Raw genomic sequence first — 25,348 nt, 5'->3', positions numbered from 1 at the left:
TTGTCCAACCACACGTACAGCATTTCTGAAATTGTCGGCACCTCCACCCAGGGCGTGGATGACGCCGTCCGCAACGGTATTGCCAAGGCATCCCAGACCCTGCGGAACCTTGACTGGTTTGAGGTCAAGGAGGTCCGCGGCCACCTGGAGGACGGGAAGATCGCAGACTGGCAGGTCACCATCAAGATTGGCTTCCGCCTGGAAGAGCACTGACTTAGCAACTGACCCGCAGCCATCGTCGCGAAACCTGGTTTCAACGACGGTGACTGCGGGTCAGTTCTGCTTAAGGCGCCCTAGTTCGCTGTGCCCTGGCTGCGCCGCCGCCAGACTGTTGGGACGCCGTCGAACGCGGGGAAAACGTGGCCCTCAAAGAAGGACAGGACCGTGTGCGGATCGAGGTCCGGGCTCCAAAGACCCGAAACCGGGCAGTGCGAACCGGTGGCGGTGGAAGCGGCGCCGGCGGACGCCTGGCGCTCCTTCAGCAGGGCGATGCGTTTCATCGTTGAGACCATCCTGGGTGTGAAGACTGGGCAGGGAAAACGTGTACTCCCACCCTAGGAAACGCCTGGTCAACGGCCAATGGGCGGCTGGCCAGAATCACCGCCCTTCGCTGGACGAATGTACAGGAGCACGGCGGCTTTCAGCCCGCTTCTCCGCCGCTTTCGCCCACCGCCGCGGGGTCGCGGCCCGGGCGGACGTCCGTCCCCGCGCCAAGGCTGCCCAGCAGGGCAAGGGCGTCCGACGACGGCGATCCCGGCCGCGCGGAGTACACCCGCAGCGTCTGGTCAGGATCCTCCGGCAGGACAAGGTTTTCGAAGTTCAGCTCCAGGTCCCCTACCGCGGGATGGTGCAGCCGGACGGTGCCGGCCGAGCGGGTGGCCACCCGGTGCCCGGCCCACCACTGGCGGAAGTGTTCACTGTGGACCGCGAGCTCGCCCACCAGGTGGCTGGCCTGGGGGTCGTTGGGGTGCCGTCCCACGTCCAGCCGAAGGGATCCCGTGGCCTCCGCCGCGACCGTCTTCCAGTCCCTGAACAGTTCCCGGGCTGCGGGGTCCAGGATGGTCCAGCGGGTGAGGTTCCGCTCCGCGGGCGGCAGTGCAGGGAAGTCCGTGAACAACAGGAAGGCCATCCGGTTGCCTGCAAGGACATCGCTGCGCCGGCCCAGCACCATCGCGGGCACCTCCCCCACGGCGTCCAGGAGCTGGCGCAGCGCCGGGCGGACACCCTGCGCAGTGTTCGCGCCGGGTTCGCGGGGAGCGCCGGCGCAGTTCTCCAGCAGGTCCAGCATGTGCGCGTGTTCGCTGCTGTCCAGGCGCAGCGCCCTGCCCACTGCATCCAGGACCGTCCGCGAGGGGTGGATGTTCCGCCCCTGCTCCAGCCGCACGTAATAGTCGGTGCTGACGCCGGCAAGCCGCGCCACCTCCTCCCGCCGCAGCCCCGGAACCCGTCGGGCCCCGGTGCTGGGACCCGTTCCGGCAACGTCCGGGCTCAACCGGGACCGCATGGCTTTGAGGAACTTTCCGAACTCCGCGCTTTGACCCATGCAGACCATTCTGCCTGCGATGACTGCCCTCCTCTACAACGAAGGTAGGACTGGCAGTCCTAGGAAAAACAGGAACAGCCTTGCCTGCTGACTTGATGGCGAAAAGTGCATAGGCTCGGGAGTGAGCCGGTGGAAACCGCTTTCTGGACGGCGTCATACCCCCGCACCACCCGGCCCTAAATCCCAGCACCAGACTTTCCAAGGAGCACACCATGTCAGAGCTGACCCCGAACCTGACCCTGAATAATGGCGTCACCATCCCGCAGCTTGGCTTCGGCGTCTTCCAGGTCCCTCCGGAGGACACCCAGCGGACCGTGGAGGACGCGCTGGAAGCGGGCTACCGCCACATTGACACCGCCGCGGCCTACCGCAACGAGGCAGGGGTGGGGGCGGCACTTGCCGCCACCGGGATAGCACGTGAGGACATCTTCGTCACCACCAAACTCCGCAACGGCGAGCAGGGCCGGGCGCAGGAAGCGTTCCAGAACAGCCGCAAGGCACTGGGCCTGGACTTCATCGACCTCTACCTCATCCACTGGCCGGTCCCCTCACAGGGGCTCTTCGTCCAGGCCTGGAAGGAGATGGAGCGGTTGTACGAGAACAAGGAAATCCGCGCCATCGGCATATCCAACTTCCTCTCCGACCACCTCGACACACTGCTGGAGTCGGCTGAAACCGTTCCGGCCGTCAACCAGATCGAACTGCACCCCAGCTACCAGCAGGCGGACCTCGCAGCCAAGTGCCGGGGCCTGGGCATCGCGGTGGAGGCCTACAGTCCGCTGGGGCAGGGCGGGGACCTGAACGGAAACGCCGTCACGGCAATCGCCAATGCCCACAACGCCACGGCAGCCCAGGTTGTGCTCGCCTGGCACCTTGCCGGCGGAAACATCGTCATTCCCAAGTCGGCGAACCCGGACAGGATCCGGGAAAACTTCGCAGCCTCGTCCCTGCGACTTTCCCAGGACGAAGTGGCCGCCATCACGGCACTGGAGTCCGGTGCCCGCATCGGGTCCGATCCCGCCGTCGCCGCCTTCACCCAGATGTAGCGTCCGGCAACCCAGCCGCCGGAACGCTCCGCCACCGAAAGGATTTTCCATGCAGTACACGCACCTTGGCCGCTCCGGCCTGAAAGTCTCCCGCCTCTGCCTGGGCACCATGAACTTCGGGCCTCAGACAGCGGAAGCGGACGCCCACAGCATCATGGACTCCGCGCACGGGTCCGGCATCAACTTCTTCGACACCGCCAATGTGTACGGCGGTGCAGACCACCGTGGCTGGACCGAGGAAATTATTGGGCGCTGGTTCGCCAAGGGCGGCGAGCGCCGCGAGCACACCGTCTTGGCCACCAAGCTCTACGGCACCATGACGGACCGGCCCAATGAATCCAAGCTCTCGGCACTGAACATCCGCAGGGCCCTGGATGCGAGCCTCAAGCGGCTGCAGACCGACTACATCGACGTGTACCAGTTCCACCACATTGACCGTGATACGCCATGGGACGAGATCTGGCAGGCCATCGAAGTTGCCGTCCAGCAGGGGAAGATCCTCTACTCGGGCAGCAGCAATTTTGCCGGCTGGCACATCGCCCAGGCCCAGGAAGCAGCCCGCCGGCGGAACTACACCGGCCTGGTCAGCGAGCAGTCCATCTACAACCTGTTCATGCGCCAGGTGGAACTTGAAGTCATCCCGGCGGCACAGCAATATGGCCTTGGCTTGATCCCCTGGTCGCCTCTGCAGGGCGGGCTGCTGGGCGGTGTACTGAAGAAGGAACGCCAGGGCGTGCGGCGGACCGAAGGACGGGCGGCCGAAACCCTGAAGAAGCACCAGGACCAGATCCGCCAGTACGAGGACTTCGCCGATGAACTGGGCCATGAGCCCGGCGACGTTGCCCTGGCGTGGCTCCTGCACCAGCCTGCCGTGACCGCCCCGATCGTCGGCCCGCGCACCCAGGAACAGCTGGACGCCGCCATCCGCGCCCTGGACGTCTCCCTCGATGACGACGCGCTCAAGCGGCTGGACGACATCTTCCCGGGACACCGCACGGCGCCGGAAGACTACGCGTGGTAACCCCGCCTGTTGCCGATACGGTGGCGCCGCGGAGCATCCTCTTCATCGGCGGCACCGGCGTCATCAGCACCGCGGCGGCGGAACGGGCCGTCGCGCTCGGCCACCGGCTGACCATCCTGAACCGGGGGCGGTCCACCCGGCCGGTCCCGGACGGGACCGAAGTGCTGCACGCGGACGTCCGGGATGCGGCGTCGGTCCGGGAGGTCCTGGGAGGCAGGGAGTTCGACGCCGTCGCGGACTTCATCTCCTACACCCCGGACCAGGCGCAAACAAGCATGGACCTGTTCCGGGAGCGGACCGGCCAGTTCGTCTTCATCAGTTCCGCCTCCGCGTACCAGAAGCCGCCCACCAGGCTGCCCATCCTGGAGTCGACGCCGTTGAAGAACCCCTTCTGGCAGTACTCCCGGGACAAGATCGCGTGCGAGGAACTGCTTTTCCGGGCCTACCGGGAGCAGGACTTCCCCTGACAGTCATCCGGCCGTCGCATACCTACGACCGCACCAAGATCGCCATGGTGGGCGCCTGGACGGACATCCACCGGATGCGCAGCGGCCTACCCGTCATGGTCCACGGCGACGGCACCTCGCTGTGGACGCTGACGCACAGCAAGGACTTCGCCAAGGCGTTCGTCGGGCTGCTCGGAAGGCCGCAAGCGGTGGGCGAGAGCTACACCATCACCTCTGACGAGTACCTGCCCTGGAACCAGATCTACCGGCTGTTCGCCCGGGCAGCTGGGGTCCGCGAGCCGGAACTGGTGCACGTGGCGTCCGAGACCATCGCCGCCCATGACCAGGAACTCGGTTCCAACCTCCTGGGCGACCGGTCCCATTCGGTGGTCTTTGACAACACCAAGATCAAGTCCCTGGTCCCGGACTACACCGCAACCATCCCGTTCGCGGACGGGGCCCGGGAAATTGTGGACTGGTACGACAGCCACCCGGAGCTGCAGCAGGTGGACGAAGCCTATATGCAGCTTTCGGACAAGCTCACCAGCTGGTCCCGCCAGGGCGCCTGAGCCTGCGTCGCCGGTATCGCTGGGGCCGCCGCATCCAGCGGCGGGCCAGCGATGCCTGCCGGCTGTGCTAATTTCGGCGCATGACGTTGCCCCCTTCCGAACAGCCCGTCGATAAGCCTGTCGCCGCCGCCATCGCGCTCCTGGCCTCGCAGGGTTTCGATGCAACGTCCGTTGAGGAGCTTGCCGAGGCCTCGGGCATGAGCCGGAGCACGTTCTTCCGACGCTTCGGGTCAAAGGAGGACGTGGTCTTCGCCGACCACGAACGGATCCTGCGCCAGGTGAATGACCGGCTCGCGGAATCCAGGCTCGAGCCCCTGGCCGCCGTCGCGGACGCGGCACTGCTGGTCTTCGAACACCATATGCGGAACCGCGATACGTCCCGGGCCCGGTATGGACTGCTGCAGGCGGTTCCGGCCCTCAGGGACCGCGAACTGGTCACGTCGCACCGGTACGAGCGGGCATTCCTGAAATACTTGAACGACAGGCTGCCGGAGGACCAGCGGAGCGGATACAAGGCCGTGGCCTTCGCCGCAGCCGTGGTGGCCGTGCACAACGCCTTCCTGCGGCAGTGGTTGCGCGCCTCGCCCGGCGCCGGGGAAACCGACGATGGGGACCGGGAAAGGGCTGCAGCCCTCGCGGCCGAACTTCGTGCCCTCTCAGAAACGTTCCGGCCTGCACTCCTTGGTGCCGCCGCCACCGCCCAACCCGCGCCGACCGTCGTCGTCACCGTTCTCCGGGGCCAGGCCGGCAGGGAGGCGATCGCCCAGGCCGTCCTCGACGCCCTTCCCTAGTCCGCTGCATCCCTCCGTGGTACCCAGTTTCTTGACGTGGAACTGAGTTTCAAGGCATTCTTAGTCGGTGTGGTGCAAGCCACATGCTTCCCGCCACTGATTCAAAGGATGCAGATTAATGACGACGACGTCGCCCACCGACGTGTCCGGCCGCACCGAAAGCCCCGCAGGCTTTCCTGCAGGCACCGTGGAGCCGGACTACTTTCTGACCGAGGCCCTCGGGACTGACCCCGCATCCGTTTTCACCCGCATTGGCGATGAGGACCGCGCGTACTGGGACCGGGCCCGCCGCTTCGTCCAGGACGAGGTCCTCCCCGTCATCGACGGCTACTGGGAGCGGGGCGAGTACCCCCTGCACCTCCTCCGGCGCCTTGGCGAACTGGACCTGCTGCGGGACGGCGTGCCGGTTGACGGTTTCGCGCCGATGAGCAGCATGGCCGCCGGGCTGGTGAACATGGAAATCAGCCGCGGGGACGGCTCCGTGGCCACGATGATCGCCGTCCAGGGCGGCCTGGCCCTGCGGTCCGTGGCGGAATGCGGATCAGCCGCGCAGCGGGAGCGCTGGCTCCCGCTGATCGCCAGGGGCAGCGAGTACGCCGCTTTTGCCCTGACGGAGCCCACCCACGGCTCCGACTCGGTGGCCCTGGAAAGCACGGCGACCCGTACCGACGGTGGTTTCCTGCTCAACGGCGAAAAGAAGTGGATCGGCAACGGCTCCGTAGGTGGCGTCACCGTTGCGTGGGCCCGCGGCGACGACGGCCAGGTCCACGGCTACCTGGTCCCGCAGGACTCCCCGGCTACACCGCCACCAAAATCGAGGGCAAGCTGGCCCTGCGCGCCATTTGGCAGGCCCATATCAGGCTGGAAAACGTCTTTGTCCCGGAAGGGAACGTCCTGCCGGGCGCCCGGACCTTCAAGGACACAGCCCGCGTCCTCCTGGCCACCCGCCTGGGCGTGGCCTGGTCCGCCGTCGGGCACGCCACCGCCTGCTACGAGACTGCCGTGCAGTACGCCAGGCAGCGCAAGCAGTTCGGGCGGCCGCTGGCCGCCTCCCAGATCGTGCAGGAACGGCTGGCCCGGATGCTCAGCGAACTGGCCACCATGCAACTGATGGTGGTGCAGATGACCCGGCTGGACGACGCCGGAGTACTCACGCCCGAGCAGGCGTCGCTGGCCAAGTACACCTGCACGCGGACCGCCCGGGGCATTGCTTCCAACGCCAGGGACCTGCTGGGCGGCAACGGCATCCTGCTGGAAAACCGCGTGGCCCGGCACCTGGCCGACATCGAAGCCATCCACACCTACGAAGGCACCGAGACCGTGCAGGCCCTGATCATCGGCCGGGGCATCACCGGCATGTCCGCCTTCGCCTAAGCTCCGCCCGTATCCACGAAAGGACTGTTCTTGAACCAGAACGCCAACATCCCCGTCATCCTGGGCGGCGCCCGCACCCCGTTCGGCAGGTTCCGCGGCGGCCTCACGCCCTTCTCCTCCAGCCAACTCGGCGCCCACGCCATCCGGGCGGCCCTCGAACGGACCGGCGTTGCCCCGGAGCAGATCGGCGCCGTCATCGTGGGGCAGGTCATCCAGGCCGGTGCCGGGCAAGGCCCAGCCCGCCAGGCCAGCCTGGCCGCCGGAATCGGCTGGGACGTTCCCACCATCACCATCAACAAGCTCTGCCTGTCCGGCCTCACGGCCGTGATCGACGCCGCCCGGATGATCCGCACCGGGGAAGCCGACTTCATTGTCGCCGCCGGCCAGGAGTCGATGACCAACGCACCGCACCTGGTCCCCGGGCTTCGCGCCGGCGTCGTCATCGGCGACGCTCCCATGCTCGACTCCCTGAACCACGACGGGCTGCAGGACCCCGTGAGCGGCAAGCTGATGGGCGAGGCCACCGACGCCGGCAACACCCTGCGCGGGATCACCCGTGCCGGGCAGGACGCAGTGGCCGTCCGCTCCCACCAGCGCGCCGAAGCGGCCCGGGCTGCCGGGGTGCTGGCCGAGGAAATCGCGCCAATCGAGGTACCGCAGCGGAAAGGACCTGCCGTGACGCTTGAACACGATGAGGGCATCCGTCCGGAAACCACGGCAGAATCACTGGCGCAGCTCCGGCCTGCGTTCTCCAAGGAGGAGACGGCCACCATCACCGCCGGCTCATCGTCTCCCCTCTCCGACGGCGCCGCAGCCCTGGTCATCGCCAGCAAGGGGGCCGCCATTGCCGCAGGGCTGGAGTGGATCGCCGAGATCGGAGCACACGGCCAGACGGCGGGACCGGACGGATCCCTGCACTCCCAGCCTGCCCGGGCCATCGAACGCGCCCTCAAGGACGAGGGGCTCACGGTCCAGGAACTGGACCTGGTGGAAATCAACGAGGCGTTCGCCTCGGTCCTCATCCAGTCCGCCAACGACCTGGGCATCGACCCCGAAGCCGTGAACGCCGAAGGCGGTGCCATCGCCCTGGGCCACCCCGTTGGCGCCTCGGGCGCACGCCTGGTGCTGCACCAGGCGCTGGCGCTGAAGCGCCGCGGCGGTGGCACCGGCGTCGTGGCCCTCTGCGGCGGCGGCGGACAGGGCGACGCCCTCATCCTCAAAGCATGACCCTCCCACCGAAGAAGCAGGCCATGACCAATACCCACTCCGCCGACGGCTTCGCCACCATCTCTGTCGCAGCCGTCCTGGCTGAATCAGCCAAAAGGACTCCGGACAGCATTGCCCTCGTCGTTGGGGAGGACCAGGTCAGCTACGCCGACCTCTGGAGCCAGACCCGGGCCTACGCCGGAGCCCTGCGGGCCCGCGGCATCGGCCCGGGAGACGCCGTCGCCGTCCTGATCCCCAACGTCCCGGACTTCGCCCGGGTGTACTACGCCATCCTGTCGCTCGGCGCCATCGTTGTCCCGGTGCATGCCCTGCTGAAGGCACGCGAAATCGAGTACGTCCTCCAGGACAGCGGTTCCAAGCTGCTGGTCTGCGCCGCTCCCCTGCTGGCGGAGGGGCCGCCGGCGCGGCGGCCAACGGCATTGACGTGCTGACCGTGATGGCTCCCGACGACGGCGGGTTCCCCCGCCTGGAAGCGGAGGCCGCCCGCACCGAGCCGATCCGGACGTATGAGCCGTGCCGCCCGTCGGATACAGCCACCATCCTGTACACCTCGGGCACCACCGGTAAACCGAAGGGCGCGCTGGGCACGCACTTCGCCCTGGTGGAACAGACCAGTGTCCTGCTGACCAGCGTGATGGACTTCCGGCCTGGCGACGTCCTCTTCGGCGGACTGCCGCTCTTCCACACCTTCGGACAGACCGTGGTCCTCAACACCGGACTGCGCGCCGGGGCCACCATCGTGCTTATGCCGCGCTTCAGCGGCGAGGACGCCCTGAAGCTGCTGGCACGGCACAACGTCAACATCTTCCTCGGCGTACCCACGATGTATGTGGCGCTCCTGGAAGCCGCCAAGACGGTGCCGGACCGGCCCACGGCGCTCCGCTACGGCATCTCCGGCGGAGCATCGCTTCCACTGGCCGTCATGGACAAGTTCCGCGACGTCTTCGGGGTGGAAATCCATGAGGGCTACGGCCTGACGGAGACCTCCCCGGTGGCGGCCTTCAACCATGTGGGCACGGTGCCGCGGCCCGGAACGATCGGGGTCCCGATCTGGGGCGTCGACATCGAAATCGCCCGCCCGGAGACGGTGGAGAGCATTGAGCTGCTGCCCAACGGGGAACTCGGTGAACTCGTCATCCGCGGGCACCTGCTGATGAAGGGGTACCTGAACCGGCCGGAGGCAACGGCGGAGGCGGTGGTGGACGGCTGGTTCCGCACCGGTGACCTGGGGACGAAGGACGACGACGGGTACCTCACCATCGTGGACCGCAAGAAGGACATGATCATCCGCAACGGATACAACGTCTATCCCAGGGAAGTGGAGGAAGTCCTGCTGACCCACCCGGCTGTGGTGAGTGCTGCCGTCTACGGCATCCCCGATGACGTCCACGGGCAGGAAATCGCAGCGGCGATCGTGCTGGATGCCGGGGCAACCGTCAGCGAAACGGAGCTGATGGATTTCGCCAGCAACCAGCTCGCGGCGTACAAGTACCCTCGGGTGATCAGGATTCTTTCCGAACTCCCGCTGGGGCCCAGCGGGAAGATTTTGAAGCGGAAGCTGGCTGAGGACCCCGCCTAGGGACAGGAACGGCCGTGGGAGGGCAGACTGATGGCATGACACTTGCACCCCTCCTCGACCTCAATGATGGCAACAGGATTCCGCAACTGGGGCTTGGCACCTGGCCGCTGGACGACGAACAGGTGGCTGCCGCCGTCGTACACGCCGTGGAAGCCGGCTACCGGCACATCGATACCGCCTTGAAGTACGGCAACGAACGCGGCGTGGGCAACGGCATCCGCGCCAGCGGAGTGGACCGGAGCGAACTCTTCATTACCACCAAGCTGGACGGGGAATTCCAGGGCCACGACCGCGCTGTGGCGGGCCTGGATGGATCCCTGAAGCGCCTGGGGCTGGATCATGTGGACCTGCTGCTGATCCACTGGCCGCTGCCGGGACGGGACCAGTATGTCTCCACGTGGCAGACGTTCGAACGGCTGCAGGCACAGGGGAAAGTCCGGTCCATCGGGGTGTCCAACTTCAAGCCCGCACACCTGGAACGGCTGATGGCGGAGACTGATGTGGTGCCGGCGGTAAACCAGATCCAGCTCAGCCCCGCAATCACCCGAACCGCAGAACGTGAATTCCACGCACGCCACGGGATTGTCACGGAATCCTACAGCCCGCTTGGCGGATCGGGCGCCGGCTTATTGGGTGCTCCCATCCTTACCCAGTTGGCCGAAAAGCATGGAAAAACACCCGGGCAACTGGTCCTTCGGTGGCACATACAAAACGGATTGGTAACGATTCCCAAGACCGCTTCCCCGGAGCGGATGGCAGAGAATTTGGACGTGTTCGATTTCGCCCTGGACCCGCAGGATCTAGCGGAATTATCGATCCTCGACGAGGGCCCCGGCGCGGGCAACGACTCAGACAAAACCGGGCACTAAAAGACTCCTGGTCTGCACCTTTTTCCAAAAACGGGGTTGGCAAATAGATAGTAAGCATGATTACTATTGGGGCAGAAGGATGAAGTGCCTCCGGAACCCGGAGGCCTCCTCTAAGCAGGAAGAGAGCAACAAATGGGATTTATTGCATTTCTGATTCTCGGACTTATTGCTGGTGCGATCGCTAAGGCGATCCTCCCGGGCAGGCAGGGTGGCGGCTGGGTCATCACCTTGATCCTGGGCGTCGTTGGCGCCTTCCTCGGTGGCTGGCTGGGTGGAATGATCTTCGGCAGCGGACTGCAGGAGTTCTTCTCGATCCAGACGTGGCTGCTGGCGATCGTCGGCTCGCTGATCGTCCTTGCCATCTACGGCATGGTCACCAAGCGAAGCGCCCGCGGATAACTGTACGGGCAAGCCAGGAAGCCGGCCTGGGGACACCATCCCCAGGCCGGCTTTCTTTTCTCCGGTAACGGGCGCCCGATACGCCGGCCGGGACTGACAACCTTCTCGCAGAGCAGGAGTTCATCGTGAAAAACAAGCTTCTTTTGGGTGTAGGCGTTGCTGTAGGTTATGTCCTCGGCTCGCGGTCAGGCCGTGCCGCCTATGACAAGCTCAAGGCCCGGGCAGCCGGCATCTGGGACAGCAAGCCGGTCCAGGACAAGGTATCCGTGGCCACCGAGGCCATCAAGGAAAAGGCTCCCGAGGTTGCGGACCAGTTGGGTGAAGCCGCACGCCGGGCAGGCACGGTCATTGGCTCTGCGATGCACCGGGAGGGCAGCTCCAGCGGAAGCCAGTCATCCGGGCCTTCCACAGGTGCTCCCACCACCTCTTCCGTGGGGAGCGATGCCAACAGCCTGGGCGAAGACCACATCCCTGCCCACAGCACGCACCCGGACACCACCAACCTTGGTACGTCCGACGGGACGGGCACAAAGGCCTGATTCCCGCTTCCGCCCTCATCATTACGCATGGAAGTGCGTATGACATGGGAAGATGCGGGCTTTGTGCTACAACTGAATCGCCTTGCCGGCCGTCGCGATCCTTGGGGGACGCGGCGGCCGGCAGCGTTTAACGCGGCCTGCATTGCCGCCCTGCCGGGTTTTCCACATAGGGGTTTTGGGGGCTCTTGATTGTCGGTGGTGGCTGGCAGAGTTGGGTTATGGAGGCCATTGGGGAGCAGCTGGATGGGTTGTTCGGTGGGTTATACGGTGGGTTGCTCGGCGGGAACGCTGACGACGCCGGCAGCCGGCGGACGAGTCCGGCCCGCCTTCGCGCCGTCCCCGGCGGGGAGGGATCCGGCCCTGCCATCCTCGGGGCACTTGCCGAAGAACTCGCCACCGCCGCCCTGGCCGCCCCGGACCTCCTGGCAGCAGCCACCTATGTCGAGGCCGCCGATTACGCCGCCCGGGTCGAGAACCTTGCCCGCACCGTGGAGTACCTGCAACTCATCTCAGCCCTGACTGTGGACCGGACCCGCACCCAAGCCATCACCCAGGCCGCGGCCAGGACCACCCACCCTGCCGCGCCCTCCCCTGCCGATGACGGCTGCCGCAACACCGCAGAGTTCCTCCGCCTCAGGCTCCGCATCCCCATCCGCGAAGCACGCCGCCGCCTCACCCTCGCCCAGCACACCCTGCCCCGCACCAGCCTCACCGGCGAACCACTCCCGCCAACCCGGCCCCACCTCGCCACCGCCCTCACACCCCACCCCGCCACGGACAGGACCCCGCAACCGCCCACCGGAACCCTCCAGGCACCGGCCGTGTCCTCCCACGCCGCGACCCTCATCACCGCCACCCTGGACCGGCTCCAACACCACACCACCCCCCACACCCTGTACCGGATCGAAAAGCACCTCACCACCGCAGCCACCACCACCGACCCCGACTTCCTCACCCGCCTGGCCCAACGCTGGACCGACACCATCGACGCCGACGGCACCGAACCCACCGAAGAAGCCCTCCGCCACACCCAAGGCGCCTTCATCCGCAAACCACGCCACGGCCTGCACCACCTCGAAATCTTCGCCACCACCGACCAATACGAACACCTCCTCACCGTCATGAACACCGCCACCAACCCCCGCACCACCACCCCAAACACCAGCACCGGCACTACCACCCCAACCACCGGCACCGAACACCACGGACGAACAGCCGAAACAGCAGCCGTGCCCGACCTGCCTGCCCAGCCGGCCCTGCCGGACCTGGACCGGCGCACCCGCGCCCAAAAACAACTCGACGGCATCATCACCGCCGCCAAAACCGCACTCGCCACCAACACCCTGCCCACCACCGGCGGCAACAAACCCCAAATCATCGCCACCATCCACTACCGGGACCTCTTCCCCACCCACACCACAGCAACAGCGACAGGAGAACGGCCGGGAATACCCGCACCACCAGGGACACAGACAGGCACAGGCGCAGGGGCCGGGGCCGGGGCTTTCGCGTTCACCGGCCCCGTCGCCGCCACCACCCTACGGAAAATCGCCTGCGACGCCGACATCATCCCCGCACTCCTGGGCACCAACAACGAAATCCTCGACCTCGGCCGCAAAACCCGCCTCTTCACCCCAGCCCAACGCACCGCCCTCACCACCCGCGACCAAGGCTGCGCCTTCCCCAACTGCACCATCCCCGCACCCTGGTGCGAAGCACACCACATCACCTACTGGACACACGGCGGACCCACCACCACCAACAACGGCGCCCTGCTCTGCAGCCACCACCACCACCTCATCCACAAAGAACAATGGACCATCACCACCACCAACCACACCCCAACCTTCATCCCCCCACCCCACATCGACCCCACCCAAAAACCCCAACAAAACCACTACTTCAAACCCCCACCACCACCCCACCAATACGAATAGGGAACGCAGTCTGGTAGGGAACGCAGCCTGGCGTACTGGGGTTTTCCGGACGGTTCAGAAGGACCGTTACGTGCGGTCCACGGCTGCTGGGCCTGGTTGGCTCGATCCTCCAGGCGGCAGGCAAGATATTGGGGAGCGGGAGGACGGGTTAGTGGGTCCCTGCCGCCACGCGCCCCACGACCACGGTGCCGTCCACTTCCTCCGAATGGACTGTCCGGGTGCCGAACCCGGCGGCGGCCAGGATCGCGGAGGTGCCGGATGCCTGCCGCTGGCTGGTTTCGATGATCAGGTGCCCGCCGGGAGCCAGCCATCCGATGCCCCCGGCGGCGACGCGTCGGTGGAAGTCCAGTCCATCAGGACCGCCATCGAGGGATGCCGCAGGTTCGTACAGCCGCGCTTCGGGGGCATGGTGCGGATTGCCTCCGTGGGCACGTAGGGAGCATTGACCACGAGCACCCGGACGCGGCCACGCAGTTCACGCGGCAGGGCATCGAACAGGTCCCCCGCGTGAACCTGGCCGCCCACGGGCCCGACGTTCCGCCTGGCGCACCGGACGGCCACAGGATCGATGTCCGCCGCATGCACCTCCGCCCATGGCGCCTCATGAGCAATGGCCGCTCCCACGGCTCCGGACCCGCAGCAGAGGTCCACTACAACAGCGGGCTTCCGCCGGGGCCCCTCCGGCCACGTCGCCGGCAGCAGGGCGAGGGCCTCATTTACCAGCAGCCCGGTACGGCGGCGCGGCACGAAGACACCGGGCTCCACCAGAATGCGCCGGCCCGCAAATTCGGCCCAGCCCAGGATGAGTTCCAAGGGGACGCCTTCCACCCTGCGCCGGACATTTCGCGCTAAGTCGCCGGGAAGTGAGGCCTCCGCCAGCAGCAGGAGGGCCTCTTCCTCCGCGAAAACGCAGCCGGCGGACCGCAATGCGGAGACAATGCCTTCGAAGACCGGCGACGGGGCAGGACTGCCGGCAGTCCGTGAGTCGAGAGGGGGCACAGCAACGCCTTTCGGTGGGAAGACGGGCGTCCCCATGGCGGCTAGGCCAAGCTCTCCGGACGGCACCGAACGGGAATACCCAAAACTGTGACTGCGGTAATGGGATCCACCTCCTTCGTCCGCTGCTGGAAATCCCATGCTAATAGGTGGCCTTGTGCTCGGGAATGGATGCCAACTCTTGGCAGGATGGGTTAATGACCACGGGAACAGCCAGCAACATTCTTTGGATCGGCACCTACACCCCCGACGGCGGCGGCCGCGCCAATGGCATCGGGGCCGTGCGGGAGCATCAGGACGGAAGCCTTGAATGGTTGGGCACGGCAGTCCAGGCACAGTCGCCGTCGTTCCTGGCCGTGCACCCGACGCTGCCGTTGGTTTACGCAGCGGCGGAGCAGCGCAAAATGGTTCAGGCCTACCGCCGACGGGGTGACTTTGCGCTGGAACTGTCCGGGGCACCGGAGCCTGCCGGAGAGGCCACCTGCCACGTCGCCGTGGACCCGGACGGCCGGTTTGTCACCGCTGCATGCTGGGGTGACGGGCAGGTCCTGCTCTACGAGTTGGATGACGACGGCGGCATGACGGCACGGTTCCCCGCGGCACCGTCGGTTGACCCCCACGCCGGCCTTTTCCCCGGCAGCCCCAGGCCGAGCCGCGCCCATGCCAGCCTGATGCTGCGCGACGGGCGCATCATGACGACCGATCTGGGCCACGACACCCTCCGCATTTGGACCTATGAGCCGGGCACCGGCCTGGTAGCCGACCACGAGGTGGTCCTCCCCTGCGGCACCGGTCCCCGGCACATGGTGGAGCACCCCACGGGCAACGTCTTCATTGTGTCGGAGTACTCCGTGGAGGTCTTCGTGGTCCGGCCCGAGGCCGGCACCTATGAGCTGATATTCCGCGGACCTGCAACTGCGGGCGGCAGCCAGGACGGTGATTCGGCCGCCGAAATCTGCCTTGGCCCGCAGGGGAACTTCGCCTACGCCGGCGTGCGTGGATCCAACCTCCTCAGCGTCCTGGAAGTAGCAGCCGGCGGCACCGAACTGATCCCCGTCAAGGACTTCGACAGCGGCGGGGACTGGCCGCGGCACCACATGGTCCGGGGCAGCTGGCTGCACGTGGCCCACGAAAGGTCGGACAACATTGCCACTTTTGAACTGGATCCCGTCACCGGGCTCCCGGGCCCCGTGCTTCATGATCTTCGCACCCCCTCTCCCACTGCCTTGGTGTCCGCCGGCTAACTGCGATGCCCGCTACGGCTTCCTCCCCTTACTCTTCCCCAGACGCTGGAGTAATTCAGTGCAAGCGCTTACAGTTGTGACTTGGTTCACAGGTCTGCATGCTGTCCTTAGAACCCTCCTGCCGCATCCCTTGTCAACGGCAAGCCTGTACAGCAGCGCTGCTTCCCAGGAAGGTCTCACCCTTGTTATTCCGCACCCCTCCCGGCGCGCCCCCACGCGCCCAACTGCAGGCAAAGCCCGCAGGAACACAGCACCCCACAACCCGCCGCCGGGCCCCGGGCCGGGCAATCACGGCGAGGTCGGCGGCCGGCCTCCTTGCCGCTGCGGTGGCCGTTTCCGCAGCAGTCCTCCCGGCCCATGCCGCGGTGGGCCTCAAGGATTCAGGCTCCAAGAATCCCGGCGCCCAGGGCCAGGGATCCTCCACCGCCCTGCATTCGCTCCGCGGTCCCGTGACGGACGAGAACTTCTACTTCGTCATGGCAGACCGGTTCAGCAACGCCAGCACCGCCAATGACCAGGGCGGCCTGGGGCCGGATCCCATGGTCTCCGGCTTCGATCCCACCAGGAAGGGCTTCTACAACGGCGGCGACCTGGCCGGCCTGCGCAGCAGGATCGACTACATCCAGGGCCTGGGCACCACATCCATCTGGCTGACCCCCAGCTTCAAGAACAAGGCGGTCCAGCCCGAGGACAAGTCGGCCGGCTACCACGGCTACTGGGTCACCGACTTCACCCAGATCGACCCCCACCTGGGCACCAACGGTGAGCTCAAGGCCCTGATCGACGAGGCCCACGCCCGCGGCATGAAGGTCTATTTCGACATCATCACCAACCACACTGCCGACGTCATCGGCTACCAGGAGGGCAACCGGAAAGGCTACATCTCAAAGGACGCAGTCCCTTACAAGACAGCCTCCGGCGAAGCGTTCGACGACCGCGACTACGCCGGTACCGGAACCTTCCCCGGCTGGACGCCAACACGTCATTCCCCTACAAGCCGGTCCTGGCACCGGGCGAAGAAAACCTCAAGGTTCCCGCCTGGCTGAACGACCCCACGCTGTACCACAACCGCGGCGACACCACCTTCACGGGTGAGGACTCCATGTACGGCGACTTCTTCGGCCTCGATGACCTCTTCACCGAAAACCCCGCCGTGGTGCACGGCATGGAGGACATCTATAAGTCCTGGATCGGCGACTTTGGCGTGGACGGTTTCCGGATCGACACCATGAAGCACGTGAACAACGAGTTCTGGCAGGAATTCGGCCCCAACGTCCTCAGCTACGCCAAGGAGCACGGCAAGGACGAGTTCTTCATGTTCGGCGAGGTCTTCGACACCACCAAGAGCTTCACGTCCCAGTTCACCACCCGCAACAAGATGCAGGCCGTGCTGGATTTCCCCTTCCAGGATGCCGCCCGCAACTTTGCCTCCAAGAGCCAGGACGCCAAGGCGCTCCAGGCATTCTTCGCCGGTGACGACTGGTACACCGACGCCGATTCCAACGTCTATGAGTTGCCCACGTTCCTGGGCAACCACGACATGGGCCGCATCGGCAGCTTTATCGCCCAGGACAACCCCGCCGCAGGCGATGCCGAGAAGGTGGCACGCGACGAGCTGGCCCACGAGCTGATGTACTTCTCCCGCGGCAACCCGGTGGTGTACTACGGCGACGAACAGGGCTTCACCGGCCCGGGCGGCGACCAGGATGCCCGCCAGACCCTCTTCGCCAGCAAAGTCCCGGACTACCTGGACGACGACCTGCTGGGCACGGACGCCACCCACGCCACGGACAACTTCAACCCAAGCCACCCGCTTTACGCCAAAATCCGGGAGCTTGCAGCCCTCACCAAGGAGCACCCGGCACTGCGGAATGGCGCACACCAGCACCGCTACGCCTCTGACGGGCCGGGCATCTACGCCTTCTCCCGCACCGATGCCAAGGACCAGCGCGAATACGTGGTGGCACTGAACAACAGCACCCAGACACAGACGGTGGAAGTCCCCACCTACATCGCCAAGCGCAGCTACATGCGCGTTTACGGCGAAGGCGCCGATGAAGCCAAAACCTCTGACGACGCCAAACTGACCGTGACCGTGCCGCCGCTTTCCGCCGTCGTCTACGAATCCTCGGGCCGCATTCCGCACTCCAAGGAGGCTCCCGCCGTCGCCCTCCGGCAGCCGGCCGCCGCGCCTGGTGACAACGGACGCATCAACGTAACGGCCGACGTCGACGGTGCTTCGTTCTACGAGGTCACCTTTGAAGCCCGGACGGCAGGCGGCGCGTGGCAGCCGATCGGCACGGACGACACCGCTCCGTACCAGGTTTTCCACGACGTCGCGGCGCTGGATGCCGGCACACCGCTGGAGTACCGCGCCACCGTTCTGGACAACGGCGGGCATGCCGCCACCAGCCAAAGCCGCTCCGCGGCCGTACCCGCGCCCGTGCTGACCCTGCAGAAGCCTGCGGAGGGCAGCAGCGTGGAAGGCAAGGTTGAGCTCAGCGCCACCGCTGACCCGGAGAAGGCCAGCCACGTGGTGTCCTTCGAGCGCAGTGTTGGCGGCGGGGTCTGGACCGCGGTGGGCACCGACTCGTCCTCGCCCGTCTACTCAGCAACCGACGACGTGACCGGGCTGGCTGATGGCACCAAGGTCCAATATCGGGCGGCCATGACCGGCACCGGCTACAACGTCACCAGCGAAACCAGGACTGTCACGGTGGGCCAGGCCCCGCAGCCCGACTCGGTCACGGTGGCCGGATCACTGAACCAGGCGATGGGCTGCAGCGCACAATGGGATCCAGGCTGCAGCCAGGCCCGGATGGTGTTGGACCCGGCGGACCGCATTTGGCGGCTGACCGTGGACCTGCCGGCCGGGAAGTACGAATACAAGGCAGCGCTCGACGGCGGCTGGGACGAAAACTACGGCGCCGACGGCCAGCTCAACGGGCAGAACATCGTGCTGGACCATCCCGGCGGCCCGGTGACTTTCCGTTATGACAACAGCACCCACCTGCTCAGCGCCGTCTACGCCTCGCAGCAGCCGGCCGCCGTGGCAGCAGCCGGAAGCATGGACAGCGAGCTGGGCTGCGCCTCGGACTGGGAGCCGTCCTGTAACCAGGCGCAGTTGGTGCTGGACCCGGCAGACCTCGTGTGGAAGCTGTCCGTTCCGGACCTTTTTGCGGGAAGCTACGAGTTCAAGGCGGCCCTGAACCGCAGCTGGGACATCAGTTATGGGGCCGGCGGCGCTTCCCCGGGTGCCAACATAGTGTTTGAGCACGACGGCGGCCCGGTCACCTTCCGGTACGACCACTTCACCCATGTGATCGCCGCTAACTAGTTCACCCGCCGAACAAGGCAAACCAGGCAAAGCAACTACGGCAACAGGCCCCGCCGCTTACAAAAGCGGCGGGGCCTGTTGCCTTGAGAACTGCTTAGGCCCGGTGCAGGGCTCCCTCCACCGCCGCGAGCAGCGAGTTGAACCGCTTGTTGGCGGGGAGGTCATCAAGGTAGACGGGTTTGCCGTCCGGCCCACCCAGGGGCACCTGCCAGTTGGGGTACAGGGCTTCTGTGGTTCCGGGCTGGTTCTGGACCCTCCGCTCCCCCACCGCATCCACCAGGGCCACGCCGAGCAGGACCGACGGCGCCTGGGCCAGCAGCAGGTGCAGCGCCTCGATGGTGTGCTCCTCGGACGGCTGCCCCTCCACGCCGCCGGCGGCGCCCTCGGAGAGGTACCCGCGCTCGCGCAGCAGGGCGAACATCTTCTCCAAAGACGCGTTGTGCTCCGCGCGCTCCTCCTGCTCGGACCGTTCCAGCAGCCCCAGCCGGCTCCGGAGCCCCACATGGTCCCCGGCAAGGTAGCCGGCGGTGGGTGGCAGGTCGTGGGTGTTGACGCTGGCGAGCGCCTGCGTGCGGTACTTTTCGGGCGCAAGGGGCGAATCGCCGTCGTACTCAAACCACAGGATGGACGTGCCCAGGATCCCCCGGGCCGCAAGGTAGTCACGCACCCAGGGCTCGAAAGTGCCCAGGTCCTCCCCGATCACCACGGCACCGGCGCGGTGCGCCTCGAGCGCGAGGATGCCGATCAGGGCCTCGTGGTCGTAGCGGACGTAGGCGCCATCCCCCGGAGCGTTCCCCATGGGGATCCACCACAGCCGGAAGAGTCCCAGGATGTGGTCCACGCGGATGCCGCCGGCATGCCTGAGCACGTTGGCCAGCATGTTGCGGAACGGTTCATATCCGGCCTCGGCCAGGCGTGCGGGGTGCCATGGGGGCTGGCCCCAGTCCTGCCCCTGCTGGTTGTACATGTCAGGAGGTGCGCCCACGCTGGTGTTCGGGGTCAGCACGCCGCGCAGCGTCCAGGCGTCGGCACTGCTGTGGTCCACGCCTACTGCAAGGTCGTGCACCACGCCCAGCCGCATCCCCGACCGGAGCGCGGCCCTCTGGGCGTTCTCGAGCTGCTCGTCGCAGATCCACTGCAGCCAGCGGTGGAACCCGATCCGGTCCGCCAGCTTCTCCCGGAGGGCTTCGGCTTCCGGTGTTCCGATGGCGCACTCCGGGTCTGTCCACAGGGGGTCGTCCGGCGCCAGGTCCTCGCGGATGGCTGACCAGAGCGCGAAGTCCTCCAGGCCGCGGCCGGAGCTGCGGCAGAACTCATCGAAGGCGGCCTGCCGGGCCGGTGAACGGCGCGTGTGATAAAGCATTTCCAGCGCCTGCAGCTTGGCCGCGTACACGGCATTGCGGTCGAGGCGGGTGCCTTCCCGGTTCAGCCATGCCACTTCCTCGTGCAGCTTTTCGAGCGCCGCACGTTTCCGCGGCCGGAGGTATGCCAGCTCGGGAATGGCCTCGATGCGGATGTACAGCGGATTGAAGAACCGGCGGGTGGACGGCGAGTAGGGCGACGGCTGGACCGGCGGTACCGGCTCGGCCGCGTGCAGCGGGTTGACCAGCACGTAGTCGGCGCCGCGCGCACCACTGATCGCGGCCAGGTCCGCCAGGTCCGCAAAGTCGCCGATGCCCCACGACCGCTTTGAGCGGACCGAATACAGCTGCGTGGCCAGCCCCCAGCCGCGGCGTTCCTCCAGCGGCTTTGCCGTGGCCAGCCGCGCAGGGGTTACCACCAGGGCGGCGCTGGCCATAGCGCCCTCCGACTCGACATGCAGCGTGTGCCAGCCCAAGGGCAGGTCCTGGGGAAGCGCGAAGGTGGCACGTCCCGTGGACACGCCGTCCACCTCCCGGGGCTGGACCCAGACATCCTGCTGGACCGCTTCGCGCTGTCCGGTTCCACCTTCCAGGGTGACGGTCAGGCGCGCGGTGGCGCCGTCGCGCACGTGGACCGGCACTTGGGCCGGTTCGCCCTGCTTAATGACGACGGCGGGCGGCAGCATCCGCCGCCACGGCGCCAGTTCGGCTTCGGCCAGGGCAGCCTCAATGTGACTGTTGGTGTGTGCCTCAACACCGAGGGCTGCCAGCACCTTGACCAGCGTCTCCTGGGCAACGGAATGCGGCAGCCCATCCCAGCCCTGGAAGGACGTACCCACACCATGCGCGTCGGCCAGCTGCTGCAGCAGGTGCGGATCGACTGGCCCGGCCGCAGCGGCGGGAGGGCCTGCTGGGATCGCTGGGCCTGGTGCGTGCTGCTGGTCTGAAGCCGTCATGGGTGTCCGCCTCGTCTGTGATGGTCCCGGAACTTACAGTGCTGTTGTACCGGGCGCTGACACCCCCGTGCACAACCGTTGGTTCAGATTATTGCAGGGCGGCGCGGAGGCGAAACCGGGACGGCATCCAGCCGGATCAGGACGGGTTCCGGAGGTGGACGTTACGGATCGAAGTGCGTGGTCACGGCTCCGTCGCTGACCCGGCCGATGACTCCCGCTGCAAGGTCCCGCAGCTTCTGGTTCCGGTGGCTGGACGCCTTGGTGAGCAGCGCCATGGCTTCATCCTGGCTGCACCGGTTCTGGGCCATGATCACCCCGCACGCCAGGTCGATCGTGGTGCGGTTGGCCATTGCGGCCCTCAGGTCGTCCGCCAGGTTCTGGGCGTCGGCGATCCGCAGTGCCAGCCTCAATGCGCGGCCCGCGAGGTCAGCAAACCCCTCAGCCCTGCGAACGACTTCGTCAGCAAAGACGTCCGGTTCCGAAGCGAAAAATTCAACGCGGCGGACTGGTGCCCGTCCAGGGCAAGCGGGACGCCCAGGACGCTGCGGCAGCCGTTCTCGGCCAGCAGCTTCTGGTACTTGGGCCAGCGGGTATCGGTCTCCACATTGGAAAGGATGACGGGCTTCATGGCCTCCAGCGCCGCAATGCACGGACCTTCACCCAGGACCTGCTCCAGCTTGTCCAGGACAACGGCGCGTTCACTGCTGCCCGCAATGGTGGCACTGCGTTTGCGGCGCTGGAGGGTCACGCCGCACTCGACGAACACGCCCGCGTCCTCGCTGACGGCGGAGGCTGCAACAGAGGACAGCTCAGTCAGGAAATCAGCAACATTGCCGCTGCCCATGATGATGTCATGCAACTGGACGAACTGGCCGTCACTATTGGAGGAGCCCATCCCTCAATATAGGCGCTATGGAGTGCCGCGTGCGCGCCACAAAACGTCATTTGCGGGGCGCCGGTTACTCCGTACGACGAAAAGAGAAGGACTAAGGCGGGAATCTGTGGCGGCCTGCCGAATCTGTGTAGCCTCGTGACGATCCAAGGCACGGCAACTGAATGGAGGAGGCCGCAGATGAGCCTGAGCGAACTGCGGGTGTTCGGACGGTCGGGAACCCCCATCAGTCCCCTCACCCTTGGCACCATGAACTTCGGCGAGGGGAACGGCAGCTCCCAGGGCGCCCCCACCGGCGCGGACGAGAGCATCCGGATCATCCATGAAGCCCTGGACGCCGGCATCACCGCAATCGACACCGCTGACGTCTACTCCCAGGGTGAGTCCGAACAGGTGGTGGGCCGGGCCCTCCGCGGCCGCCGGGACGATGTCTTCCTGGCCACCAAGTTCCACGGCCAGATGAGCCCCAACCCGGCGCACTCCGGGAACTCGCGGCGCTGGATCACCCAGGCCGTGGAGGGCAGCCTCCGGCGCCTGCAGACGGACCGCATCGACCTGTACCAGGCGCACCGGCCGGACTACAACACCGACGTCCTGGAGACCATCACCACCCTCAACGACCTGATCCGCCAGGGCAAGATCCTGTACTACGGGACCTCGGTGTTCACGCCGGCCCAGCTGGTGGAGGCCCAGTGGCTGGCCACCACAAACCATCTGATCCCGCCGCTGGGCAACCAGGTTCCGTACTCCATGCTGGTCCGCGGCAACGAGCGGGACGTCCTGCCCATCGCCCAGCAGTATGGCCTGGGCGTGCTGGCCTACGGCCCACTCGCGGGCGGTTGGCTGTCCGGCAGCTTCGTCCTCGAATCGGGCAAGCCGCCCACCCGGGTCCACACACTGCCCGGCCGGTACGACATCTCCGGGCCATCCAGCGAGCGGAAGCTGCTGGCCGCGGACTCGCTGGCCCGGCTGGCGGACAAGCTGGAAATGTCCCTGGTGGACCTGGCCGTGGGGTTTGCCCTGACCCATCCCGCCATCAGCAGCGTGATCATCGGCCCGCGCAGCGAGGAACACCTCCGGGCGTACCTGCGCGCGGCGGATGTCCAACTGGGCGAGACCGTACTGGATGCCATCGACGACCTGGTGCCGCCGGGAACCAACTTTGTGGAGCGGGACGCGGGCGCAATCGTGCCGTCCATCGAGTTCGCGGAATTACGACGCCGGTAGGCGGCTTCCAGCCCGGACCCCGGACTATTGACTAACCGGTAGAAGGCTCCTACGGTCGATACCGATACCGCCGCCCAAGGAAGCCGGGGCCTGCCATGCCAATGTCCGATGAGGAGCGACGCCTGCTCAAGGAGCTGGAACTGGGGCTGATCGCGGACGATCCCCACCTGGCCATGGAACTGCTGTCCGGCTATCCGGCACGCCGTCTCCCCGCAGGCCTGTTCCCGGGCATGGCGGCGGCACTGATTGGTGTGGTGCTCATTATCGCGGGGGCCGGGCTGCCGGCTCCCGGTGCGGTGGTGCTAGGGATTCTGTTGCTGGGGCTGGGCGCCTGCCTGCTGCTCGGTCCCACGGTGCTGGCCCGGAGCGGCGGCCGGCAGACCACCGGCTGATGGCCGTGGTGATGCACCTCCGCGGCCCCCGGGTGCCGCAGCAGTTTGCCGCCGCGGCGCCAGGATGAACATGCTTGCCAGGACGACGGCGGCGCCAAGCCAGGCAAGTGCTGGGAGCCGTTCTCCCACCACGAGCACGGCCAGGACGGCGGCCACCACGGTTTCGAGCAGCGAGATGCCGGTGGCCGTGCTCGCCCCTACCCGGGCCAGGCCCCACCCGAACAGCAGGTACCCGGCAAACATGGGGACCGCCGCCATGTAGGCGCCGACGCTGACGCTGGTCCAGGACTCCAGCAGCGGGCGTCCCGTTGCGGCAAGGACAGGCACCAGGAGGAGCCCGCCGAGTCCGAAAACGGCGCCCATGGCCGCCCGTGAAGAGATCCCGTCACCGGTCAGCCGGTGTGCCGCCCAGGAGTACAGAGCATAAGTAGTTCCGGCCAGCAGCCCCAGCAGGATTCCCGCCGTCGGCGCCAAGGAAGTCAAAGTCAAGGAAGTCGAGTTCCAGGAATCAGCCCCGGCGCCAGCAGCCCCATGTGCGGGTGCTGCCGGCGAGTGCCCGGCAAGGGACAGCAGGGCTGCGCCGCCAATTCCCAGCAGCGCCCCGAGAATCCAGCGTCGGCTCAGCGGCTTCCCGTCCGCGAAACGTTCGATCAGGGCGGCCGCTACCGGAGCTGAACCGATGGAAACCACCGTACCCACGGCCACTCCGGAGAGGCGCATGGAACTGTAGAAGGCCAGGGGGTAGACAGCAACCGCCACGGCACCGAGAGATACCAGGCGCCATCGCGCAAGCAGGCTGCCCGACTGAACGGCAATGTGCCGTGCGGCGTACAGTGCCTGCATCAGTCCGCCCAGCCCCATTGCCACCGCGCCGATGGCCAGTGGGCTCACGGCGGGCGCGAAGGTGGCCGCTGTTCCGGTGGTTCCCCAGAGGATGGATGCCGCCACTATGGAGAGCGCTCCCCAGGGCTGGGCCTGCTGATGGTTTGGCTTGTTGTTCACAAGGCGTCCAGCAGTTGCCCGGCGATGGCCCGGGCTTGCCGCAGCGGCACGTCGCCGCCCTCCAGGCCTGCCCTGGCCATGGCACCTTCGAGGAGGAAGGCCAAGTGGGCGGCAACGGCAGGCGCCTGCCCCTCCCTCCCGGGCAACAGTGCCGTGACGTGCCGGGCCAGGAGTTCCTGCACTTCCTCCTTGTGGAGCCGCACTGCAGTCCGCCCGGGGTCCCCTGCGGGCAGTTCAGCCGCCGCGTTGAGCAGCCCGCAGCCGCGGAATCCGTGCTGGTAGGCGGCATTTGCGTGGTCGAGGTAGGCGTCGAAGACCGCCAGTGCCTGCTCCGACGGGGTCCCGGCCTTTTCCAGCCGCGTCCGGTAAAGGCCGAGCCACTCCTCATGCCGTGCTTCCAGGTAGGCGGCCACGAGGTCCGCTTTGGACGTGAAGTTGTTGTAGAGGCTTTTTTGGCAACGCCCGCCGCGGCAGTGATGGTGTCGATTCCCGTGGCGGCCACCCCCTGGGCATAGAAAAGGCGCGCTGCCGCTTCAAGCAGCAGCACCCGGGCGGGGCGGCGGCTGGTCGCCGAAGCGCGTGACACAGGCATGGGGCTCCT

Annotated in this window: 18 protein-coding genes and 6 pseudogenes; 16 read left to right on the top strand and 8 right to left on the bottom strand. The window is 66.8% G+C overall.

The genetic code is table 11. The annotated features are described in order from the left end of the window. Positions 1-213 (top strand): dodecin, encoded by a 213-nt coding sequence (locus OUO20_RS19995; RefSeq protein WP_018769638.1) that lies wholly within the window; start codon positions 1-3, stop codon positions 211-213. 80 nt (positions 214-293) lie between these two features. On the opposite strand, the gene OUO20_RS19990 is transcribed toward OUO20_RS19995, so the two are convergent. Together OUO20_RS19990 and OUO20_RS19985 are read right to left on the bottom strand one after the other, a co-directional pair. After that, positions 294-500, bottom strand: coding sequence for a hypothetical protein (locus OUO20_RS19990; RefSeq protein ID WP_018769637.1), 207 nt, complete (start codon positions 498-500; stop codon positions 294-296). A 140-nt stretch (positions 501-640) separates the two neighbouring features. Continuing rightward, positions 641-1,543 carry a helix-turn-helix transcriptional regulator gene (locus OUO20_RS19985; RefSeq protein ID WP_268002505.1) on the bottom strand — a complete coding sequence of 301 codons (903 nt, stop codon included), beginning with the start codon at positions 1,541-1,543 and terminating at the stop codon, positions 641-643. A gap of 212 nt (positions 1,544-1,755) precedes the next feature. On the opposite strand from OUO20_RS19985, the gene OUO20_RS19980 reads away from it, so the two are divergent. The 11 genes and pseudogenes from OUO20_RS19980 (at position 1,756) to OUO20_RS19930 (ending at position 13,340) form a co-directional block, all read left to right on the top strand. After that, a complete protein-coding gene (locus OUO20_RS19980; protein ID WP_268002504.1) occupies positions 1,756-2,589 on the top strand; it encodes an aldo/keto reductase in 834 nt (277 codons plus the stop codon). A 49-nt stretch (positions 2,590-2,638) separates the two neighbouring features. Then, positions 2,639-3,610, top strand: coding sequence for an aldo/keto reductase (locus tag OUO20_RS19975; RefSeq protein ID WP_268002503.1), 972 nt, complete (start codon positions 2,639-2,641; stop codon positions 3,608-3,610). Continuing rightward, a pseudogene (locus OUO20_RS19970) lies at positions 3,604-4,625 on the top strand (SDR family oxidoreductase). Before OUO20_RS19975 ends, OUO20_RS19970 begins: the two are co-directional and overlap by 7 nt. Before the next feature lie 80 nt (positions 4,626-4,705). Beyond that, complete coding sequence (locus tag OUO20_RS19965) at positions 4,706-5,416, top strand: TetR/AcrR family transcriptional regulator (RefSeq protein WP_268002502.1); 711 nt, start codon at positions 4,706-4,708, stop codon at positions 5,414-5,416. A gap of 118 nt (positions 5,417-5,534) precedes the next feature. Further along, positions 5,535-6,790 (top strand): annotated as a pseudogene (locus tag OUO20_RS19960) (acyl-CoA dehydrogenase family protein). Between the two features lie 30 nt (positions 6,791-6,820). Then, positions 6,821-8,017: an acetyl-CoA C-acetyltransferase gene (locus OUO20_RS19955; RefSeq protein ID WP_268002501.1), complete on the top strand. Its 1,197-nt coding sequence runs from the start codon at positions 6,821-6,823 to the stop codon at positions 8,015-8,017. Between the two features lie 23 nt (positions 8,018-8,040). Further along, positions 8,041-9,596 (top strand): annotated as a pseudogene (locus OUO20_RS19950) (long-chain-fatty-acid--CoA ligase). A 35-nt stretch (positions 9,597-9,631) separates the two neighbouring features. Continuing rightward, positions 9,632-10,465 carry an aldo/keto reductase gene (locus OUO20_RS19945; RefSeq protein ID WP_268002500.1) on the top strand — a complete coding sequence of 278 codons (834 nt, stop codon included), beginning with the start codon at positions 9,632-9,634 and terminating at the stop codon, positions 10,463-10,465. 132 nt (positions 10,466-10,597) lie between these two features. Next, complete coding sequence (locus OUO20_RS19940; protein ID WP_018769627.1) at positions 10,598-10,864, top strand: GlsB/YeaQ/YmgE family stress response membrane protein; 267 nt, start codon at positions 10,598-10,600, stop codon at positions 10,862-10,864. A 125-nt stretch (positions 10,865-10,989) separates the two neighbouring features. Beyond that, on the top strand, positions 10,990-11,403 hold the full coding sequence (locus OUO20_RS19935; RefSeq protein ID WP_268002499.1) for a YtxH domain-containing protein: 414 nt from the start codon (positions 10,990-10,992) through the stop codon (positions 11,401-11,403). 218 nt (positions 11,404-11,621) lie between these two features. Next, on the top strand, positions 11,622-13,340 hold the full coding sequence (locus OUO20_RS19930) for an HNH endonuclease signature motif containing protein (RefSeq protein WP_268002498.1): 1,719 nt from the start codon (positions 11,622-11,624) through the stop codon (positions 13,338-13,340). Between the two features lie 148 nt (positions 13,341-13,488). Here the strand turns inward: OUO20_RS19930 and OUO20_RS19925 are convergent. Further along, positions 13,489-14,267 (bottom strand): annotated as a pseudogene (locus OUO20_RS19925) (putative protein N(5)-glutamine methyltransferase). 266 nt (positions 14,268-14,533) lie between these two features. Between OUO20_RS19925 and OUO20_RS19920 the strand changes: the two are divergent. Beyond that, positions 14,534-15,580: a lactonase family protein gene (locus OUO20_RS19920; RefSeq protein ID WP_018772081.1), complete on the top strand. Its 1,047-nt coding sequence runs from the start codon at positions 14,534-14,536 to the stop codon at positions 15,578-15,580. Between the two features lie 182 nt (positions 15,581-15,762). Continuing rightward, positions 15,763-18,917: pseudogene (locus tag OUO20_RS19915) on the top strand (alpha-amylase family glycosyl hydrolase). A gap of 94 nt (positions 18,918-19,011) precedes the next feature. Here the strand turns inward: OUO20_RS19915 and malQ are convergent. From malQ to OUO20_RS19905, 3 genes are all read right to left on the bottom strand, one after another. After that, positions 19,012-21,234: a 4-alpha-glucanotransferase gene (gene malQ, locus OUO20_RS19910; RefSeq protein WP_134166014.1), complete on the bottom strand. Its 2,223-nt coding sequence runs from the start codon at positions 21,232-21,234 to the stop codon at positions 19,012-19,014. A 161-nt stretch (positions 21,235-21,395) separates the two neighbouring features. Then, the gene (locus tag OUO20_RS21620) at positions 21,396-21,644 is read right to left on the bottom strand and encodes an ANTAR domain-containing protein (protein WP_326498059.1); all 249 of its coding nucleotides are present in this window, start codon (positions 21,642-21,644) and stop codon (positions 21,396-21,398) included. Further along, positions 21,641-22,129, bottom strand: coding sequence for a GAF domain-containing protein (locus tag OUO20_RS19905; protein ID WP_326498058.1), 489 nt, complete (start codon positions 22,127-22,129; stop codon positions 21,641-21,643). The genes OUO20_RS21620 and OUO20_RS19905 overlap by 4 nt, the downstream gene beginning before the upstream one ends. 177 nt (positions 22,130-22,306) lie before the next feature. Here OUO20_RS19905 and OUO20_RS19900 point away from each other — a divergent pair, with 177 nt between their 5' ends. Both OUO20_RS19900 and OUO20_RS19895 read left to right on the top strand, forming a co-directional pair. After that, positions 22,307-23,353, top strand: a complete 1,047-nt coding sequence (locus OUO20_RS19900; protein ID WP_056388212.1) for an aldo/keto reductase — start codon at positions 22,307-22,309, stop codon at positions 23,351-23,353. 95 nt (positions 23,354-23,448) lie between these two features. After that, positions 23,449-23,745: a DUF3040 domain-containing protein gene (locus tag OUO20_RS19895; RefSeq protein ID WP_224084219.1), complete on the top strand. Its 297-nt coding sequence runs from the start codon at positions 23,449-23,451 to the stop codon at positions 23,743-23,745. Here OUO20_RS19895 and OUO20_RS19890 read toward each other — a convergent pair. Both OUO20_RS19890 and OUO20_RS19885 read right to left on the bottom strand, forming a co-directional pair. Next, complete coding sequence (locus tag OUO20_RS19890; RefSeq protein WP_268002497.1) at positions 23,656-24,747, bottom strand: DMT family transporter; 1,092 nt, start codon at positions 24,745-24,747, stop codon at positions 23,656-23,658. The two genes, OUO20_RS19895 and OUO20_RS19890, sit on opposite strands and share 90 nt — an antisense overlap. Then, positions 24,744-25,339 (bottom strand): annotated as a pseudogene (locus OUO20_RS19885) (TetR/AcrR family transcriptional regulator). The gene OUO20_RS19890 and the pseudogene OUO20_RS19885 overlap by 4 nt, the downstream one beginning before the upstream one ends. Between the last annotated feature and the right edge of the window lie 9 nt (positions 25,340-25,348).

The organism is Arthrobacter sp. FX8 (assembly GCF_026723805.1).
In the GTDB taxonomy this organism is placed as follows: Bacteria; Actinomycetota; Actinomycetes; order Actinomycetales; family Micrococcaceae; genus Arthrobacter.
The sequence above is the reverse complement of the archived record's forward strand: the minus strand, read 5'-3'. Positions and strand labels throughout refer to the sequence as shown.